15 protein-coding genes and 1 tRNA gene are annotated in these 18,111 nt (G+C 66.0%); 10 read left to right on the top strand and 6 right to left on the bottom strand.

Features of this window, described 5'->3' with window-relative positions; translation table 11 throughout:
- Positions 1–79: 79 nt before the first annotated feature.
- The 4 genes from ACLBKT_RS12170 (at position 80) to ACLBKT_RS12155 (ending at position 2,472) form a co-directional block, all read left to right on the top strand.
- Complete coding sequence (locus ACLBKT_RS12170; protein ID WP_410183179.1) at positions 80–955, top strand: class I SAM-dependent methyltransferase; 876 nt, start codon at positions 80–82, stop codon at positions 953–955.
- An 18-nt stretch (positions 956–973) separates the two neighbouring features.
- Positions 974–1,852, top strand: coding sequence for an N-carbamoylputrescine amidase (gene aguB, locus ACLBKT_RS12165; RefSeq protein ID WP_410183178.1), 879 nt, complete (start codon positions 974–976; stop codon positions 1,850–1,852).
- A 4-nt stretch (positions 1,853–1,856) separates the two neighbouring features.
- Entirely contained in the window at positions 1,857–2,345 is a 489-nt protein-coding gene (gene folK, locus ACLBKT_RS12160) for a 2-amino-4-hydroxy-6-hydroxymethyldihydropteridine diphosphokinase (RefSeq protein ID WP_410183177.1), read from the top strand.
- Positions 2,346–2,396: 51 nt separating this feature from the next.
- Positions 2,397–2,472 (top strand) — tRNA-Lys (locus ACLBKT_RS12155).
- A gap of 140 nt (positions 2,473–2,612) precedes the next feature.
- Here the strand turns inward: ACLBKT_RS12155 and ACLBKT_RS12150 are convergent.
- A complete protein-coding gene (locus ACLBKT_RS12150; RefSeq protein WP_410183176.1) occupies positions 2,613–3,311 on the bottom strand; it encodes a queuosine precursor transporter in 699 nt (232 codons plus the stop codon).
- A 215-nt stretch (positions 3,312–3,526) separates the two neighbouring features.
- Between ACLBKT_RS12150 and ACLBKT_RS12145 the strand changes: the two genes are divergently transcribed.
- From ACLBKT_RS12145 to ACLBKT_RS12120, 6 genes are all read left to right on the top strand, one after another.
- Positions 3,527–4,990 (top strand): NupC/NupG family nucleoside CNT transporter, encoded by a 1,464-nt coding sequence (locus ACLBKT_RS12145; protein ID WP_410183175.1) that lies wholly within the window; start codon positions 3,527–3,529, stop codon positions 4,988–4,990.
- A gap of 52 nt (positions 4,991–5,042) precedes the next feature.
- The gene (locus ACLBKT_RS12140; protein WP_410183174.1) at positions 5,043–5,972 is read left to right on the top strand and encodes an isopenicillin N synthase family dioxygenase; all 930 of its coding nucleotides are present in this window, start codon (positions 5,043–5,045) and stop codon (positions 5,970–5,972) included.
- Between the two features lie 276 nt (positions 5,973–6,248).
- Positions 6,249–9,557 carry a TonB-dependent receptor domain-containing protein gene (locus ACLBKT_RS12135; RefSeq protein ID WP_410183173.1) on the top strand — a complete coding sequence of 1,103 codons (3,309 nt, stop codon included), beginning with the start codon at positions 6,249–6,251 and terminating at the stop codon, positions 9,555–9,557.
- Between the two features lie 170 nt (positions 9,558–9,727).
- The gene (locus tag ACLBKT_RS12130; RefSeq protein ID WP_410183172.1) at positions 9,728–10,453 is read left to right on the top strand and encodes a TonB family protein; all 726 of its coding nucleotides are present in this window, start codon (positions 9,728–9,730) and stop codon (positions 10,451–10,453) included.
- Positions 10,454–10,539: 86 nt separating this feature from the next.
- The gene (locus ACLBKT_RS12125) at positions 10,540–11,580 is read left to right on the top strand and encodes a mannose-1-phosphate guanylyltransferase (protein WP_410183171.1); all 1,041 of its coding nucleotides are present in this window, start codon (positions 10,540–10,542) and stop codon (positions 11,578–11,580) included.
- A gap of 23 nt (positions 11,581–11,603) precedes the next feature.
- Positions 11,604–12,377, top strand: a complete 774-nt coding sequence (locus ACLBKT_RS12120) for a class I mannose-6-phosphate isomerase (protein WP_410183684.1) — start codon at positions 11,604–11,606, stop codon at positions 12,375–12,377.
- A 57-nt stretch (positions 12,378–12,434) separates the two neighbouring features.
- Here ACLBKT_RS12120 and ACLBKT_RS12115 read toward each other — a convergent pair whose 3' ends face one another.
- The 5 genes from ACLBKT_RS12115 to ACLBKT_RS12095 form a co-directional block, all read right to left on the bottom strand.
- On the bottom strand, positions 12,435–14,984 hold the full coding sequence (locus tag ACLBKT_RS12115; protein ID WP_410183170.1) for an HWE histidine kinase domain-containing protein: 2,550 nt from the start codon (positions 14,982–14,984) through the stop codon (positions 12,435–12,437).
- Complete coding sequence (locus ACLBKT_RS12110; protein ID WP_410183169.1) at positions 14,981–15,571, bottom strand: biliverdin-producing heme oxygenase; 591 nt, start codon at positions 15,569–15,571, stop codon at positions 14,981–14,983. Before ACLBKT_RS12110 ends, ACLBKT_RS12115 begins: the two co-directional genes overlap by 4 nt.
- A gap of 163 nt (positions 15,572–15,734) precedes the next feature.
- On the bottom strand, positions 15,735–16,034 hold the full coding sequence (locus tag ACLBKT_RS12105; protein ID WP_410183168.1) for a polyhydroxyalkanoic acid system family protein: 300 nt from the start codon (positions 16,032–16,034) through the stop codon (positions 15,735–15,737).
- Between the two features lie 3 nt (positions 16,035–16,037).
- Complete coding sequence (locus ACLBKT_RS12100) at positions 16,038–16,850, bottom strand: hypothetical protein (protein ID WP_410183167.1); 813 nt, start codon at positions 16,848–16,850, stop codon at positions 16,038–16,040.
- Positions 16,850–18,061: a toxic anion resistance protein gene (locus ACLBKT_RS12095; RefSeq protein ID WP_410183166.1), complete on the bottom strand. Its 1,212-nt coding sequence runs from the start codon at positions 18,059–18,061 to the stop codon at positions 16,850–16,852. The genes ACLBKT_RS12100 and ACLBKT_RS12095 overlap by 1 nt, the downstream gene beginning before the upstream one ends.
- Positions 18,062–18,111 lie beyond the last annotated feature (50 nt).

Raw genomic sequence — 18,111 nt, 5'->3', positions numbered from 1 at the left:
GTATTGGGCACAAATAGGCTAGCAAGCGGCAATTGCCATGTGCTGGCGACCGAAATTTCCACCTCCGGAGAGAGACCCCATGAAGAAACTGATCCTTGCCGCCGCTGCGAGCGCGCTTGCCGTTGGGGCACCGCTGCTGGCCCAACAGCACATGAACCATGCCGAGCACGGCGATGCCCACGTGCTCGATACCGCCGCCTTCAACAAAATGCATGGCGAGGCCGTGTCGGGCGCGCTCAACCACCCGACCCGCGCCGAAGACCGGGCCCGTGACATCCATCGTCACCCCGCCGAGGTGCTCGCTTTCTTCCACGTCGGCCCGGATATGAAGGTCGGCGAATATTCGCCCGGCGGCGGCTGGTATTCCCGCCTGCTCGGCCATTATCTGGGCGGCGAGGGGCAATTGGTTGGCCTCTACAGCAATCCCCTGACCGCTACGCCTGACGCCGCCCGCCAGCAGCGCATCCGCGATGCCGCCGCAGGCTTCGGCGCCGAAGTGGCGGGATATACCGGCCTGCCGGCCGAGAAGTTCAGCGGCCTCACGCTCGACAAGGCCGCCGAGCAGAAGGGCACCTTCGACCGCATCCTCGTGATCCGCGCGCTGCACGGCCCGACCCGCGCCGGGATCGCGGATACCGAAATCCGGGCGATGCGCGAATTGCTCAAGGATGATGGCCTGATCGGGATTGTCCAGCACCGTGCCAAGGCAGATGCGCCGTGGTCCTATGCCAATGGCACCAAGGGCTACCTCAAGCAGCAGGACGTGATCGACTTCATGCGCCTCAACGGGTTTGAACTGCTCGCCGCAAGCGAGATCAACGCCAACCCCAAGGACACGGCCGATCATCCCGAAGGCGTGTGGGAAATGCCCCCGACGCTCGCGACCAAGCGCGAAGATCTGAAGGACAAGGGTGAAAGCGACCGGATGACTCTGCTGTTCAAGAAGGCAAAGTAATAAGGTAGGGGCGGCGGCATGACCGCTATCACTGTCGCCGCCCTGCAGCTTGCCCTCGGTTCCGAGGACGAAGCTGCCAACATCGCTGCCGTCTCGGCGCTGGTCGAGGAGGCCGCGGCCAAAGGCGCGCAGCTTGTTCTGCCACCTGAGCTGTTCAGCGGCCCCTATTTCTGCCGCGAGGAAGACGAGGCGCTGTTCGCGCTCGCCCGTCCGACCGCCGAGCACCCCAGCGTGATCGCGATGCAGGCGCTAGCCGCCAAACTGAAGGTGACGATCCCGACCAGCTTCTTCGAGCGGGACGGGCACCACTATTACAACACCCTCGCCATGATCGGGCCCGATGGCGCGGTGCAGGGCACCTATCGCAAGAGCCATATCCCCGATGGGCCGGGCTACGAGGAAAAGTACTATTTCCGCCCCGGCAATGATGGCTTCAAGGTGTGGGACGTGCCGGGCGAGGATGGCGCGCTGGTCAAGGTCGGCGTCGGCATCTGCTGGGACCAGTGGTATCCCGAATGTGCGCGGGTGATGGCGCTGATGGGGGCGGAGCTGCTGCTCTATCCGACCGCGATCGGCTCCGAACCCTATGACGCGGACCTTGACACCAGCCGGATGTGGCGACGCGCGATGATCGGCCATGCCGTATCGAACTTCATGCCGGTCGTCGCCGCCAATCGCATCGGCCACGAAGGCCCGGAGAACCGCGCGCAGAGCTTCTACGGTCATTCCTTCATCACCGACGAATGGGGCGATGACCTCGCCCTGTTCGGCAAGGAGGAGACCGGCGTGCTGGTCGCGCGGCTCGATCTGGCGCGCGCCGCCAGGCACCGCGCCGGCATGGGCTTTTTCCGCGACCGCCGCCCGCAGCTCTACGGCCGGATCGCGCAGGACATCTGACGGGGTGTCCAGCACCTATCTGATCGCGCTGGGGAGCAACCGGCGGCACCATTGCTATGGCCGCCCGCAGGACGTGGTGCTGGCCGCGATGGAAGAATGCGCCGCCTTCGGCACCGTCACCGCCCGCGCGCCCGTGATCGCGACGGCCGCGATGGGCGCGGCGCGGCGACGCTTTGCCAATACCGCGCTGGTGCTTGCGAGCGCGCTTTCCCCCACCGCGCTGCTCGCGGCGCTGAAGCATACCGAGCGCGCTTTCGGTCGGCGACCCGGCCAACGCTGGGGTGATCGGGTGCTCGACTGCGATATCATCCTGTGGAGCGGCGGGGTGTGGCGCTCTGGAGACCTCAAAATCCCCCACCCGGCCTTTGCGCAGCGGCGCTTCGTGCTCGACCCGGCGGTTGCCATTGCCCCCGACTGGCGCGATCCGGTGAGCGGTTTAACCCTCGCCCAGGCCCATGCCCGCTTGACCCGCCCGCGCCCCCTGCCTAGGTGAGCGCCCCAATCGCCGTTGTCGCCCCCGGCGACGCGGCGAAGCCGTTTGCGTGGACCCGTAGCTCAGTTGGTAGAGCAACGGACTTTTAATCTGTAGGTCTCGGGTTCGAGCCCCGACGGGTCCACCATTTCTGTTTGCGCGCGCCCTCCGGCGCGCGATTTCCTCGCTCATACGAGCTGAAGCTCGCGTCGCTGCGGGCGCCCGGTCGGGCTTGCGGTCGCTTCGCGACTGTTCCGGCGCTTAGCGAAAAGTTGCCAGTCTTCGGCCTCAGCCTTCCTTCTTCCGGTCCAGCCAGCGTGCCGCCTGAACGCCGCCGGTGATCAGGAAGGGGACCAGCACCAGGCTCAGGAACACTTTCGCCAGCACTTGGCCGATCATCAGGTCGGTGATGTCGAACTCCCCGTAAAACGCCAGGGTGATGAAGATCACCGAATCGACCGCTTGCGACAGGGCCGAGGCGATGGCGCCGCGCACCATCAGGCCCAGCGTGCTTTCGGCCCCGCTGCCGCGCAGGCGGTCGAAGATCCAGATATTGAGCAAGAGCGAAGTGATGTAGGACGCAGGGCCCGCCATCCACACCCGCCAGGTCGAACGGTGCACCCGTTCGAACGCGGCCAGATCATCGGGGCGGAAGGCAATCATCTCGGACGAGGCGGGCAGGGCCAGCACCAGCCACATCAGCAGCGCCGACAGCCCCAGCGGGAAGAACCCCCACCACACGATCCGCTGCGCCATCGCACGGCCGTAAAGCTGCGACAGCGTGCTCGAGATCACCACCAGCAGCAGGAACGGGAAGATCCCGCTCTCGACCGCGAGGCTGGTCGGCCACAATTGCACCTGCTTGAACGCCAGCACCCCGGCCAGCACCGTCATTCCGCCATAGAGCAGCGTGAAGACGAACAGCCCCAGCGGCATGTTGATCGTGGGCGAGGGCGCGGCGACGGGTGCGGGATCGGTCTGGTCCATTGACCGAGTGCTAGCCAGCACTGCGACAAAAGAAAAGCGGCGCGCACCCGCCTGTCACCCGTGCGTTGCGAGCGGTTAGCCTCAGCCTCCCATGCTTCCCCGCTTGCAACGCCGCGCGCAAACTGCCACGCCAGCACGCGCTGCGCGCAAGGGAGGCGTTCTTGCGGGCCGCTGGGGTCTAACGCTTCCGACATGAAGAAGGGCAATTTGCTGCCGTGAACGAGAGTATCACGTCCATCCTGCTGAGCCTTGCAGGCGTGTTCGCCATTCTTGGGATCGCCTTTGCGCTGTCGACCGCGCGGCGCAGGATCAACCTGCGTGTGGTCGGTTCTGCCTTTGCGTTGCAGGCGGTGACCGCGCTGATCGTGCTGCGCACCGACACCGGCGTTGCCGTGATCGGCGGTCTGTCGCAGGGCGTGATCGCGCTGCTCGATTTCTCCAAGGTCGGGATCACATCGGTGTTCGGCCCGATGGAGACCAATCCCTTCGCCAACACTTTCGTGATCGCCGCGCTGCCGGTGATCGTGTTCTTCGCCGCGATTGTCTCGATCCTCTACCACCTCGGCATCATGCAGCGGCTGGTGCGCTGGGTGGGCGGAGCAATTGGCTTTGTCACCGGCATCAGCAAGGTCGAGGCCCTGGGCGCGGCCGCCAACATTTTCGTCGGCCAGTCCGAAAGCCCGCTGGTGGTGCGTCCTTATCTGGCGGCGCTTTCGCCGTCGGGCCTGTTCACGCTGATGAGCGTCGGCATGGCGGGCGTCGCGGGGACGATCCTCGCCGCCTATGCCAGCTTCATCGGTGAGGACGCCGTGCCCTTCCTGCTGGCGGCGGCGTTCATGTCGGCGCCGGGCGGGATTTTGATGGCCAAGATCATGATGCCGGACGATGCCACACTCGCGGTCGGGCGCACTCAGGTCGTGGCGGCGGCGGCCGAGGCCAACACCATGGCCGAGGCGACCCGCGAGGTCGTGTATGACGAGAACGGGCAGGAGGTCGAACTCCCCCAGGCGCGCATCAGCGCGGTCGGTCCGGCCTCGATCCTCGAAGGCGGCGCCAAGGCCGACGAAGTGAGCGCGGCGGAAACCTTCGAGGAAGGCCAGCGCCCCGCCAATATCATCGAAGCCGCAGCGCAAGGCACCCAGACCGGGGTGAAGCTGGCCGTGGCCGTGGGCGCGATGGTGATGGTGTTCGTCGCACTGGTGGCGCTCGCCAACGGAATGCTCGCCGGGATCGGCGGCGGGATCGTGGACCTTGCAAACGGCATCGGCGCGCCGCTCAGCCCTGAGGTCGCCACCTGGCTGCAAGGCATCAGCTTCCAGCAATTGCTCGGCTATGTGTTCGCGCCCGTGATGTTCCTGATCGGCATTTCCGATTGGGATCAGGCGCGGATTGCGGGCGGGTTGTTCGGCACCAAGATTGTCCTCAACGAATTCGTCGCCTTCATCGATCTGGGCAAGATGCAAGGCGCGGAGCTGACCGAGCGCAGCCGCGCGATCATCACCTTTGCCCTGTGCGGCTTTGCCAATTTCTCCTCGATCGCGATCCAGATGGCGGTGACCGGCGGGCTGGCCCCCAACCAGCGTCCGGTGATCGCGCGGCTGGGGCTGCGAGCGCTTGCCGCGGGGAGCCTCGCCAACCTGATGAGCGCGGCGCTGGCGAGCCTGTTCCTGCCTTACTGAGGCCTGCGCGAAGGGCTTGGCAGGCGCGGTGCCCCGCGTGTAAGGGCCGGGCATGATCAATATTGCTTCCGTCTCGCTGACCCAGCCGCTCGAAACCATCGCTGACGAGTTGGGGCGCAGCTTTGGCGAATATGGCTTTGCCGTGGTGCGCGATCACGGCATCCCCCAGACCCTGATCGCGGAGGCCGAGGCGGTCTCGAAGGCGTTCTTCGCGCTGCCCGATGCGGTCAAGCGCGCCTACAAGATCGAAGGCGGCGGCGGCGCGCGCGGCTACACCTCCTTCGGCACCGAAAAGGCCAAGGACGCCGAGGTGTTTGACCTCAAGGAATTCTGGCACGTCGGCCGTGATTTGCCCGAAGGCCATCCCTTGGCGGAATTCATGGCCCCCAACGTGTGGCCGAGCGAAGTCGAAGGCTTCCGGGAAACGATGACCGCGCTTTTCGCCGCTTTCGAAGTGGCCGGTGGCCGTGTGCTCGAAGCGATCGCACTCCACCTTGGCCGCCCGCGCAATTTCTTTGCCGCCAGCGTCGAGGACGGCAATTCGGTGATGCGGCTGCTGCATTATCCGCCGTTGGGCGAAGGCGCACCCGAAGGCGCGATCCGCGCGGCTGGGCATGAAGACATCAACACCATCACCCTGCTGCTGGGTGCCGAGGAAGCAGGCCTGGAACTGCTGACCAAGGCGGGCGAATGGCATGCGGTCGATGTGCCGCCGGGCGCGCTGGTCATCAATGTCGGTGACATGTTGCAGCGCCAGACCAACGGCCAGCTCCGCTCGACCACTCACCGGGTGGTCAATCCGCGCGGAGAGGCTTCGCGGCGGGCACGCTATTCCATGCCGTTCTTCCTGCATTTCCGGCCCGATTTCCTGATCGAGCCGCTGCCGGAATGCGTTGCGGCCGATGCGGCGAATCCGCCGCCGGAGCCCATCACTGCGCATGATTACCTCATGCAGCGCCTGCGTGAGATCAACCTCGCCTGATCCGGCGTTAAGGGGCGATTTTTCGTCCCATTGATTGGCCTCAAGAAATTCCCTGCGGGCGTTGCTGCGATGCAACACTCATTGATGGAACTCGCGCTAAACCTACACTTTTCTGGCGTTCGGCGAGACTCGCCTTATGGAATCGCCGCGCCTGGGTGAGGCGTTTCATCAAACTGTCACAGAACAGTCGCTTTGCCGCAAGCGTTCAGGCCTAGGGCAGGTCGCATCACGTTTCGATCACCTCTTCATCTAAACCGTTAACAGGGGCTTTTACCCATGAAGCTTAAGTATCTTCTTGCGGCGAGCATCGTCAGCCTTGCTGCGACCACCACCATCGCCACGCCGGCGTTTGCGCAGGAAACCACCTCGTCCGTTCGCGGCGATGTTGTTGACCAGAACGGCAACCCGATCGTCGGCGCCACTGTGGTCGTGACCCACGTTCCCTCGGGCACCAAGTCGACTCAGACCACCGATGCTGCGGGCAGCTTCAACGCGGCCGGTCTGCGTCTTGGCGGTCCGGTCACTGTCGAAGTGAGCGCTGACGGCTTCGAAACCGCTTCGCAGGAAATCGGCTTCCTCAATGCCGGTCAGGCCCAGCGCATCAGCGTGGCGCTGGCCGAAGCGGGCCAGACCATCGTGGTCACTGGCTCGCGCACCCGTTCGTCGATCTCGCTGAGCACCGGTGCCGCCACCGTGCTGAGCGCGAACGACATTGCCGGCGTGGCCAACGTCAACCGCGACATCCGCAACCTGGCTGCGCGCGATCCGCTGGTGACGCTCGACGCCACCAACAACGGCGCGATCAGCATCGCCGGCCAGAACAACCGCTTCAACCGCTTCACCGTCGACGGTGTGGCCTTTGGCGATCCCTTCGGTCTGGAATCGGGCGGCCTCGTGTCGACGCGCGGCCCCGTGCCGCTGGACGCGATTGGCGAATTCTCGGTCGAAACCGCGCCGGTCGATATCCAGCAGGGCTTCTTCCAGGGCGGTGCGATCAACACCCAGCTCAAGTCGGGCGGCAACGCATTCACCTTCATGGGCGCAGCGTTCTACCAGAACGAAGATCTGCGCGGCAGCAAGGCGGACAACCTCCGCCGCATCGGCGCCTTCGACTCGCAGGTCTATGTGGCGCAGATCACCGGTCCGATCATCAAGGACAAGCTGTTCTTCGCGGTGACCTATGAACGCACCCGCGACACGGTTCCGGCCGACGTTGATCCCTCGCAGCTCGGCATCACCGATGCCGAAATCAGCGCGATCAGCGCCACGGCGCAGAGCGTCTACAACTACGACACGCTGGGCGTTGCCAACGACATCGTGGAGAAGGACGACAAGCTGGTCACCAAGCTCGACTGGAACGTCGCGGATGGTCACCGTGTGACCGCCACCTACATCTGGAACGATGCGGCGCTGCTCGCCGGTCAGACCGGCACGGGCCAGCTCTCTGCTGTCGGTAACGGCAACCCGACCTACAACCTGCTGTCGAACAACTACACGCAGGGTGCGAAGAACCACTTCGGGATCATCCAGTCGAACAACCAGTGGTCGGATGACTTCTCGACCCAGCTGCGTGTGTCCTATGCGGATTACGTGCGTCTTCAGCAGCCGATTGGCGGCACGACCTTCGGCCAGTTCCAGGTCTGTCTCGATCCGACCAACCCGACGACCGGCGTTGGTGCGGCTCCGGCCGTTTGCTCGCCCGGCCAGCAGCGCATCCAGTTCGGTCCGGACATCAGCCGTCAGGCGAACGAGCTCGACAGCCAGTCGCTGGCAGTTGAATTCGCCGCCACCCTGAAGGTGGAAAACCACACCCTCAAGCTGATTGCCGAGCGTCGTCGTCAGGATGTGCGCAACCTCTTCGCGCAGCGCGTTTCGGGTGCCTGGCTGTTCGACAGCATCGCCGACTTCGAAGCACGTCGTGCCAACGAGCTCGACTACGCTGTGCCGTTGCTGGGCGGCCTCGACACCGTCACCGCCGAATTCCAGAACAACAGCTGGACCTTCGGCCTGATGGACACGATCGATGTGACCGACACCCTGACGGTTGTGGCGGGCGTGCGTTACGACCTGTTCGATTCGCCGGATCGCCCGTTCTTCAACGAGTTCTTCCTCCAGCGCTTCGGCTTTGCCAACACCGCGACCCTCAACGGCCGTGACCTGTTCCAGCCGCGCTTCGGCCTCAACTGGCAGCCGACCGATCGCCTTCAGGTCCGCGGTTCGGCGGGCCTGTTCGGCGGGGGCAACCCGCTGGTGTGGATCTCGAACAACTTCTCGAACCCGGGGCCGACGCTCCAGCGCGTGCGCGTGCGTCGTAACGCCAACGGCACCTTCTCGATCCCCGAGCAGTCGGTTCTCGGCCTCAGCAACGCCCAGGTGCAGACCCTCGGCGCGGCGACCCTGAACAATGTTTCGGGCGGTGAAGGCGTGCCCCAGGAACTGATCGACGCCGTGCGGCGCGCCGGTTTCCAGGGCGCCCCGACCAACGCGCTGGATCCGAACTTCAAGGTTCCCTCGCAGTGGCGCTTCTCGGGCTCGATCGACTATGAAGCCAATCTGGGCTTCCTGGGTGACGGCTGGCGCTTCGGCACCGACGTGATCTATTCGAAGACCAACGACGCGCTTGAATGGGTTGATCTGCGCTCGGTCCGGCAGACGGGCACGCTTCCCGATGGCCGTCCGCGCTACGACGTGCTGGCTGGCACCGCCGGTGAAAACACCGACATGCTGCTGACCAACACGGGCTTTGGCGAAAGCTGGAACATCGTTGCCCGCTTCGACAAGGACTTCGATTCGGGCTTCTTCCTGAGCGGTTCGTACACCTTCCAGGACGTGACCGATCAGAACCCGGGCACCTCGTCGGTGGCGTTCTCGAACTACCAGAACACGGCCTTCACCGATCCGAACTTTGCGGCTCAGGGTATCGCCAACTACCAGCGCGATCACCAGTTCCGCCTGGTCGCGGGCTATGACGCCGAGCTGTTCGGTGACAACAACACCCGCATCGAGTTCTTCTACAACCTGCGTTCGGGCCAGCGTTACAGCTACACCTTCAACGATCCCACCAACGGGCGTTCGGCGGTGTTCGGTGTCAATGGTCGCGGCAGCCGCGGTCTGCTCTACGTTCCCAACGTGAGCAGCATCACGGCGGACCCGCTGGTCACCTACGATTCGCAGGCGACCTTCGCGGCGTTCCAGAGCTTCGTGCAGAACTCGGAGCTCAACGACTACCAGGGCCAGATCGCGGACAAGAACATCGGCAAGACCCCCTGGGTGCACAAGCTGGACTTCTCGATGCGTCAGGAAGTGCCGTTCGTCTTCGGCGGCAAGCTGGAGCTGATGGCCGATGTCGAGAACGTGCTAAACATGATCGACAAGGATTGGGGCACGATCCAGCAGGTCGGCTTCCCCTACACCGCCTCGCTGGTCAACGTGACCTGCCTCCAGACCGCAAACGGCGCGCCGGCCACCACGCCGAGCCAGCCCTGTGCGCAGTACGGTTACTCGAGCTTCCGTGCGCCGAACGAAGCGACCAACATCAACGGTTCGCTGTGGGGCGTCCGCTTCGGGGTTCGCGTCCGCTTCTGATCGCTTGCGCGATTGCTGAAACACGAAAGGGCGGTCCGGCAACGGGCCGCCCTTTTTGTGTGGGAGCGCCTTCCATCGCCTATTGCCCACAGTCTGCTATAGTCCGACCCAGCGGCTTGGGGGGACAACCACAGCCGGAACAGACCGAACGCGAGGACAGGCCACAGCCCATGCCCGACCACCGCACCTTCCAGAGCCGTCCGCGGCGGCTGAGCTGGCCGCTGATCGCCGGGATCGTGGTGCTGCATGTGGCGGCGCTCTATGGCCTCGCCCGCGCGCTCGCCCCGGATTTCACCGCCTCGGTCGAGCGTGAGGTGTTGTCGACATTTGCCGTCACCATCACTGCGCCGCCGGATCCTCCGCCACCGGACAATCAGCCCGAACCGGATGAGGGCGCGCAGGGCGATTCGGGGCGTGAGGCGGTCGCTCAGCCGGTGACCAGTCCGCCGCCGCGCGTGCGGGTGAAACAGGACCGGCCCCTGCCCCGCGCCGCATCGACCGGGACGGCCAATCAATCCGGCGCGGCGGCGGCGGGCGACGGCACCGGTGCCGCGGGTAGCGGAACCGGCACAGGCAGCGGGAACAGCGGCAGCGGGCGCGGCGGGGTTGCGGTCACCAAGCCGGTCCACATCAGCGGCCGCATCGACAATGCGCGCGACTATCCGGTGCCGCCCGGTGGCCGTGCAGCGCGGCGCGGCACGCAGGTGATCGTCCGGGTAACCGTCGGCACGGATGGCCGCGCGCGGGGGTGTTCGGTCTATCGCCCCAGCCCTGATCCCGAAGCGGATCGCATCACCTGCCAACTGGTCGAAGCGCGGCTCGGCTTTCGACCGGCAACCGATGCCAGCGGCAATCCCGTGGCCGCACCCTTCTATTGGCGTCAGCAGTGGTTTTGATGAGACAAGTTGCGGAATTATGGGCGGATTAGAGATGCTTCCTGACAAGGAGTTGCTATAGGCTTGCCCAAATAAAGGGTATTTGAGTGACTGTAATCCATCCTGTGATCCTGTGCGGCGGCAGCGGCACGCGGTTATGGCCGGTCAGCCGCAAGACCTGTCCCAAGCCGTTCCTGCCGCTGGTGAGCGATGAGACGCTGTTCGAACAGGCTGTCCGCCGGGTCGCAGGCGATGATCGCTTTGCCGCCCCGATGGTGGTGGCCGGGGCAGCCCATGCCGAGCTCATTCTCTCGCAGTTGGGTGATACGCCCGGTGCGCGGCTGGTGATCGAACCGGCGGCCAAGAACACTGCCCCTGCGATTGCGCTCGCCGCCGCTTTGCTGCCCGAAGATGTGGTGATGCTGGTCTGCCCGAGCGATCATCATATCGCCGACAGCGCCGCCTTCCGCGCCGCCGCGCTGGCCGCTGCGGCACTGGCGCGCGAAGACTATCTCGTCAGCTTCGGCATTGCTGCGGATCGGCCCGAGACCGGCTATGGCTACCTGCGGCGCGGGGAGCCCCTGGCGGGTGGGTTTGCGATCCGCGAATTCGTCGAAAAGCCCGATCTGGCGCGGGCCGAGGCCTATCTTGCCAGCGGCGACTATAGCTGGAACGGCGGCATCTTCGCTTTCCGCGCCGGGCACCTGCTGGACGAACTCGCCGCGCACCGTCCGGACATGGCGCGGCTCGTGCGCGAGGCCGTTGCCAGTGGCACCGAGGATGGTGCGCGTTTCCTCCCGGCGGCTGAACCTTTCGCCGCAATTGACGGGGACTCGATCGACTATGCCGTGATGGAAAACACCGCCCGCGCGGCGATGGTGCCTGCCAGCATGGGGTGGTCGGATATCGGCAACTGGGCCGCGCTGGGCGAGGCGCTCGCGGGAGAGGCGGACGCGGCGGGCAATGTGGTGCGCGGCAGCGCCGACCTTGCCCAATGCAGCGGGGTCTTTGCCATGAGCGATGGTCCGCGCATTTCGGCGGTGGGCCTGACGGATGTCTGCATCATCGTCTCCGGCGGGGAGGTGCTCGTCACCACGCGGGACGGCGCGCAGGCGGTCGGCAAGCTGCCCGGAGCCGTCAACCAGTGACCGCCCGCCAACTTCCCACCCGCATGGTCGAGAAGGTCTGGGGGCGCGACGTCCTGCCCGCGCCCTTCGTTGCCCCACCGGGTGAGCGGATCGGCGAGATCTGGTTCGAACCCCCGCGTGAAGTGCCGCAGGTGCTGGTGAAGTACCTCTTCACCTCCGAAAAGCTGTCGGTGCAGGTCCATCCGTCGGATGATACCGCGCTGGCAGGTGAAGCGGGCAAGGAGGAATGCTGGCTGGTGCTCGATGCCGAGCCTGACGCGCGGCTTGCCATCGGGTTCGAGCGGGACGTGACCCCCGAGGAAATCGCGGCCGCCGCGCGGGATGGCTCGATCGAGGCGCTGCTCACCTGGCACCCGGCGCGGGCGGGCGATCTGTTCTATCTGCCTGCGGGGACCGTTCACGCCATCGGCCCCGGCCTGTCGCTGGTCGAGGTGCAGCAGACCAGCGAGACCACCTTCCGCCTCTTTGACTATGGCCGCCCGCGCGAATTGCATCTGGAGCGCGCGCTCGCGGTGGCCGACGGCGGGCCCTATGCCGCCGCGCACCGCCGCTCGATTGCCAACGGCCCCGTGCTCGTCGACGGCCCGCACTTCCGGCTCGACCGGATTGCAGGCGCGCCCGATGCCGCCACGCTTGAGGCCTATCCCGGCGCGTTGCTGGTGCTGCCGCTCGCAGGTGAGGTTAGCGCGCGCGATGGGTCGGCGCGCGCTGGAGCGGGAGAATGTCTGGTTGCCGACGACCTCGCCAGCCTGGACTTCAGCCGGGCCGAAGTGACCTTGTTGACGCGTGCGGCGTGATGCGGCCGCCAAAATGTTTCACGTGAAACATTTGTAGAACATCGACAGCCGCGAGGCTCATGCTCCGGCCAGCAAACGTTCGATCTCGGTCATGCCGTAGGGCTTGCGCAGCACGGCAGCCGCGCCCAGCCGCTCAAAACTGCCCGCGCCTTCGGCATAGCCGGTCGCCAGCACGAAGCGGACACCGGCGGCGCGCAGGGCTTCGGCAATCGGCTCGGAGGATTCGCCGCCGAGGTTGAAGTCGATGATCGCAAAGTCTGGCGGACTGTCGGCAATCGCCGCCAAGGCGCCGGTGACAGAGCTTTCCAGCTGCACATCGCCCACGCCCAGACGCTTGAGGTTTTCCTCGGTGTCGAGCGCGATGATGATGCTGTCCTCAACCACCAGCACGCGCCCCGGCTGGCTGGCGGCGGCGGTGGGCGCAGGATTGCGCTGCGGTTCTGGTGGGCGCGAAGGGAGCGTGCGGCCCGCCTCGTCGGGTGCGGCGAGATAGCGCGCGGGCACGAGGAAATCCGCTTCGACCCCGGCCAGCTTGTAGCGCAGATCGGCCTCTCCGCCGAGATCATGGGGGATGGAGCGGTTGATGATGGTCGAGCCGAAGCCGGACCGGGTCGGCGCAGTGACCGGCGGGCCGCCCGCCTCGCGCCAGCGCAGCGACAGATCCCCGAAGGCGGTGCGCGCGAGGGTCACTTCGACCGATCCGGCGCGCGCGGACAGGCTGCCATACTTGGCGGAATTGGTCGCAAGTTCATGCACCACCAGTGCGAGGATGGTGTAGGCCTCGGGCGCGATCAGCACGTCATCACCCACCACGCCGAACCGCGCGCGATCCGCACCGCAATAGGGCGCGAGCTCCGCCTCGATCAGGCGGGTCAGGCTGGCCGGACCCCAGTTCTTCGCGGTGATATTGTCATGCGCCGCCGCCAGCGCAGCGATCCGGCCGCCGATGATCGCGGCAAAGCCCGGCACGCTCAGCGCCTCGGCCTGCGATTGCGCCACCAGCGCGCGAATCAGGCCGAGGATGTTGCGCACCCGGTGATTGAGTTCGGCGATCAGCAGGTCCTGCTGCGCGGACGCGCGGGCACGCTCGCGGGTCAGATCCTCGCTCATGCGCAGGATCACCTCGATCAGCGTGCGGCGCAGTCTTGCGGCGATTTCGCATTCATCGGCGCTCCAGTCGGCGCTGTGGCCGCGCACGGTTTCGGCCCAGGCGGCAAAGCTGGAACGCGGCTGGAGCAATTCGCCCGGAGCGGCCGCCGCCTTGGTCGGATCACCGGCCCATGTCACCACCCGGTCAAGCGGGCGGCGCCACAGCACCAGCGAATCGCGTGTCCCGCGCGACAGCGGCAGCACCAGCGCGCCCGTCACCCGGTGAGCGAAACCGGCGGCCTCGGGGATCTGGTCGGCCAGCCGCGTGCTGGAATGGGTGGCTCCTCCCAGCGTGCTGGCGAGCAGCGGAGCGATGGCGCGGAATTCCGCTTCACAGGGCGCTTCGCCGCTCGCGCGGTATTCTCCGTCGGCGAGCAATGAGATGCCGTCATGCTGGATCGTGCCGCGCAGCAGCTCTTCGATCATCGGCAGGCTGTCGGCGAGTGTCACCCCGCCCGCCAGTCGCAGCAGCAGCCGGTCGTTCAATTGCCGCGCCCGCTCCCGCAAAGCCTCGGCCTGCGCCACCAGAATACGATCGAGCATCAGCGAGAAGGTCTGGCTCAGCAGCTCTGCCACGGTGCGCAGCGAATAGGGCGGCAGCCGCGCTGCGCGGTGGTGGCACGAGATCATGCCCCACAGCCGATCATGCCGGACGATCGCAATCGCGAGGCTCGCACCCACGCCCATGTTGCGCATATAGGCGAGGTGCATCTTGGAGTGGGAGCGCAGCATCGACATCGACAGATCGAGCGGCATGTCGTCCGGGCCGGTGGCGGGGAGGATCGGGACGGGGTCCGAATCCATGTCGGCGATGATGCGGAACCGGTTGCGGCGGAACAGCTCGCGCGCCTGCTGCGGGATGTCGGCGGCGGGGTAACGCAGGCCCTTGAATGGTTCGAGCGCCTCGTCGCGGTCCTCGGCGATCACCTCGCCGCTTTCGTCGGGGTGGAAGCGGTAGACCATCACCCGGTCATAGCCGGTCATCTGCCGCACCAGCCGCGCGGCGGTGTCGCACAGGGCGGCGACGGTTGCGGCCTGTTCGAGCTGGGCGATCACGGGGACAATCATGCTGACATGATCGGCGAAGTCATTGCGGGCGTGGTGTTCGAACTCGATCACCCGCAGCCCGCCGCTGATGTGCACCGCGCAGTCGAATTGCTGGCCCTTGCCCGTGAGATCAAGCCCGAAGCGGCGCTCGAGCGTGTCGATCCCGGCGAGACCGGCGAAGGCCTGATCGAGGGTCGCCAGAGCGTCAGGCGCGATGATCGCCGCCAGCGCGGTGCCGGGGGCGGGGCTGTCTGCCAGCCCGAGCAGATCGGCGATATTGGCGGAGGCCTGCACCACCCGGCCCTGCGGATCGGCGGCGATCAGTCCGCCGAAGTTCTGGACCGCAGCAATATGGTGGATTGCCTCGCGGTCACACTCGGACAGCGTGTCGTTGCGCTGGTGCAGGTTCATGCGGGGAGGCTCTCGGGCGCGCGGCCATGCTCTGCAACGGCGAGGAAATGGGCGAAGACGGCTTCGGCGGCGCGGGTCGCACCCTCGGCTTCGTCCGGTTCGGCAGGACGTTCGATCCGGGCGCGAAGCCCTTGCCAGAACGCCATCATCGTGTCGTCACCGAGAAAGGCCGTCGGCCATTCGCCGCCGCTGATCCGGGCCACCTGCTTGGCAATCGCCCGGTTGCCGAGCGCCGAGCCGGCCAGCACCCAGGCCGTGCCCAGCGCCTCACCGGGAGAGGGCATGGCAGGTGTCAGAAGCGGTGCCGGCTCCGGCACGCCCAGCCCAAGCGCCGCCAGATCGCGCGCGAGCAGCGGGGTTTGCGGCGGGGGCGAAAGATCGCGCGGCGCGTGGCGTGCCAGCCAGCCCTCCAGTGGGACGCGTGCGGCATATTGGAGCGCGAGAAAGCGCGCATAATCGGCGCGGGTTTGCCAGCCGCTCGCGGCCTGCATGGCATGATCGAGGAGATCATGCGCGGCCATGGTGGCAGCGCGCAGGTGCGTTCTCAGGCTGTCATCAGCCCCTGCACTCTCCTTGACCGGTGCCATACCACCCGTCCCTTCCGCCTGAGTCGGCCCCGCAGCCGAATTGCCCCATCATCCTCGGCAACTGGCCGGTGCGTAAGGCAAATTAGGCAGATATTTGTGTCCAATATTTATGACACACAGGTTGTGGCTTGGCAATGGGAAGTGGGTGACCGCAGCCGGATAGTCAGGGTGCGAGCAGCCGCCCGCCTTCCTTCTTCACCGCCGCTTCGAGCGGGCCTTTCATGACCGAGAACAGCAGCGGCAAGTCCATCTCGATCACCACGTCATGCTCGCGCACCTCGACCCCGCCGGGGATGGTCTGACCCATGACGACAGCGGTGATGCTCATGCGGTCTTCGGACGGCCAGTCGGTTGTGACCTTGGCGAGGCCGGGCGGAAAGAACCCCCCGATCTCGTCCGCGTGCTTGTGCATCCGCGCGCGCACCTCTTCCTTGGTGAGGTCGTGGGGAAGGGTGACGCGCATCGCCTAACGCTCCTGTTTGGCGGGCATGGCCGAAAAATCGGGCAGAGGAACGCCGGTATCGGGCATGGCGTCTTCGAGCGCCTCGGCCCCGCCATAGCGGTATTCAAGATAGCGGCTCTTGATCGCCAGATCATCCAGCGCGCCTTCGGCCAGCCGCCGCGTGACGCGATCGACCTCGCCCGAAATCTTGGTGAGGCTCTCGACCAAGCGCGCGTCGGCGGTCTTGCCAGCATATTCCTCGGAGCGCAGGTGCGCGGGGATCTTGCGGTAGTTGTCGATCGTCTCGGGGATGTATTCGCCGACCAGTTCGCGCACTTCGGTCATGGCGGGCTCGTTGTCGCCGAGGCCCTTGAGCTGAAGCCCCAGCGCATCGAGCTGCACCCCCAGCTGATCGACCAGCGCCTGCGCCGGCGGGGGGAGGGCGGGGCGCTGGGCTTCGAGCCACAGCTCGGTGCGCGCGACCATCTGGCCGGGGTTGCCCTGCTTGAGTTCCGCGCGCTGCGGCACCTTCACCTGGCCAGTCATCGCGAAAACGCCGACCGCAACGACCGTGGCAAGCAGTGTCGCCATGAAGCCCCAGAACAGCAGCGGGCCGACGACCGCGCTGAAAATCCCCGCCCCAACCCAGATCGCCACCACCGCGAGGGCGATGTTGCGCACCTTCTTCAGCAGCGCCTTGGTCTTCATCTCAGCCGAGGCCTTGCCAATGCTTGCCCCGCGCAGGCCAGGCCGGTGCGTCCCGCCTTCGCGCTGCACCACGAGGCTGGTTTTCGCCTCGAACAGGATGCGGTCGCTCTCGCGGGTGGAGTCGGGCATTACTTATCCAGTGCCAGCAGCGAGGGCGCCTGCGAGGCGACCTTGGCCTGCGCCTGCGATTGGCCTTCGGCGCGGGCGATGTAGCCCTTCGACTTCTCGACCTCGGCGGTGAGGACGGTGACGGTCTGCTTCATGGAATCCAAGGCGCGGACCTTGAAATTGTCGACCTCGTCCATCGTGTCGTAGATGTTCTGGAAGGCGCGTTGCAGCGTTTCGAGCGGGATCGTCGAGGACGCCGCCTGTTCGTGAATTTGCGCCGTCTGTTCGCGCAGCAGCGTGCTGGTCGAATCGATGATGTCGCTGGTGGTCTTGTTGAGCGCCGTGATCTGGCCGAGCACCAGTCGCTGGTTGGTCATCGCCTGCGCGACCGTAACCGCCGTGCGCAGCGCGCCCACCGTGGTGGTGCTGGCGCGGTCGACGCCCTTCACCAGCTCGACATTGTTCTTCTTGACGAGGTCCAGCGCGAGATAGCCCTGAACGCTCACCGCCATTTGGGTCAGCAGGTCCTGCGTGCGCTGGCGGACATAGAACAGCGCCGATTCCCGCAGCGCTTTGGCCTTGGCCGGATCGGAGGAATCCAGCTCCAGTGCCTTGGCCTCGAGCCGCGCATCCAGCGTCTTGGCGATGTGGATCATCTGCTCCAGCTCGCCCATCGCCGCCCACAGCTTCTGCCGTTCGGTATCGATCGCGGCGTTATCGAGATGCAGCTCCTTCTTGCCGCTTTCCAGCCGCTGGAGGATCGAGGCGATGTGCCCCTGCGCGGATGTGTAGCTGTCGAAGTAGTTCTTGATCTTGTTGCCGAAGGGGATGATCCCGAGGATCTTGCGCGGGCCCGACAGCTTGCCCTGTCGGCCGGGATCAAGATCCTCGACCGTGCGGCGCAGTTCGGCGAGGTCCTTGCCCACGCTCCCGTCGCCGTCCATCGCCCGCACCGGGCGATCCAGAAAGCGGTTCGACATGGCGGCGGCCGAGCGGATCTGCTCCTGCCCCATGCGGGTGATCTGATCGACCTTCTCGCCGAACTGGGGCGAATTGGCATCGACCGCGACCAGCTCGTTGACGAAGGCATCGACCTTGGTGTCGAGTTTGGACTTCTGCTCCGAGGTGACCGGCACCAGCCCAGCCGCTTGTTCGGGCGCGACCTGCGGCACCGGATCGGGCGGGGTCAGCGAAAAGGGGGTCGCGGTTGCCGTCTGCGTTTCGGTGCTCATGCCAGTTTCGTGCTCCCTCAAACCCGCGCCGCAGCGTCAGGGTCATCGCT

This window comes from Erythrobacter sp. W302b, from assembly GCF_046452395.1.
Classification (GTDB): domain Bacteria; phylum Pseudomonadota; class Alphaproteobacteria; order Sphingomonadales; family Sphingomonadaceae; genus Erythrobacter.
Note: the sequence above shows the minus strand (reverse complement) of the source record. Positions and strands in the feature narration are given on the sequence as shown.

Excerpts from the sequence above, each read along its gene's own strand:
- ACLBKT_RS12110 (WP_410183169.1), bottom strand. The coding sequence starts at position 15,571 with ATGGCACCGGTCAAGGAGAGTGCAGGGGCTGATGACAGCCTGAGAACG.
- ACLBKT_RS12105 (WP_410183168.1), bottom strand. The coding sequence starts at position 16,034 with ATGCGCGTCACCCTTCCCCACGACCTCACCAAGGAAGAGGTGCGCGCG.
- ACLBKT_RS12170 (WP_410183179.1), top strand. The coding sequence starts at position 80 with ATGAAGAAACTGATCCTTGCCGCCGCTGCGAGCGCGCTTGCCGTTGGG.
- ACLBKT_RS12095 (WP_410183166.1), bottom strand. The coding sequence starts at position 18,061 with ATGAGCACCGAAACGCAGACGGCAACCGCGACCCCCTTTTCGCTGACC.
- ACLBKT_RS12130 (WP_410183172.1), top strand. The coding sequence starts at position 9,728 with ATGCCCGACCACCGCACCTTCCAGAGCCGTCCGCGGCGGCTGAGCTGG.
- ACLBKT_RS12100 (WP_410183167.1), bottom strand. The coding sequence starts at position 16,850 with ATGCCCGACTCCACCCGCGAGAGCGACCGCATCCTGTTCGAGGCGAAA.
- ACLBKT_RS12140 (WP_410183174.1), top strand. The coding sequence starts at position 5,043 with ATGATCAATATTGCTTCCGTCTCGCTGACCCAGCCGCTCGAAACCATC.
- ACLBKT_RS12150 (WP_410183176.1), bottom strand. The coding sequence starts at position 3,311 with ATGGACCAGACCGATCCCGCACCCGTCGCCGCGCCCTCGCCCACGATC.
- ACLBKT_RS12115 (WP_410183170.1), bottom strand. The coding sequence starts at position 14,984 with ATGAACCTGCACCAGCGCAACGACACGCTGTCCGAGTGTGACCGCGAG.
- ACLBKT_RS12135 (WP_410183173.1), top strand. The coding sequence starts at position 6,249 with ATGAAGCTTAAGTATCTTCTTGCGGCGAGCATCGTCAGCCTTGCTGCG.
- ACLBKT_RS12120 (WP_410183684.1), top strand. The coding sequence starts at position 11,604 with ATGGTCGAGAAGGTCTGGGGGCGCGACGTCCTGCCCGCGCCCTTCGTT.
- aguB (WP_410183178.1), top strand. The coding sequence starts at position 974 with ATGACCGCTATCACTGTCGCCGCCCTGCAGCTTGCCCTCGGTTCCGAG.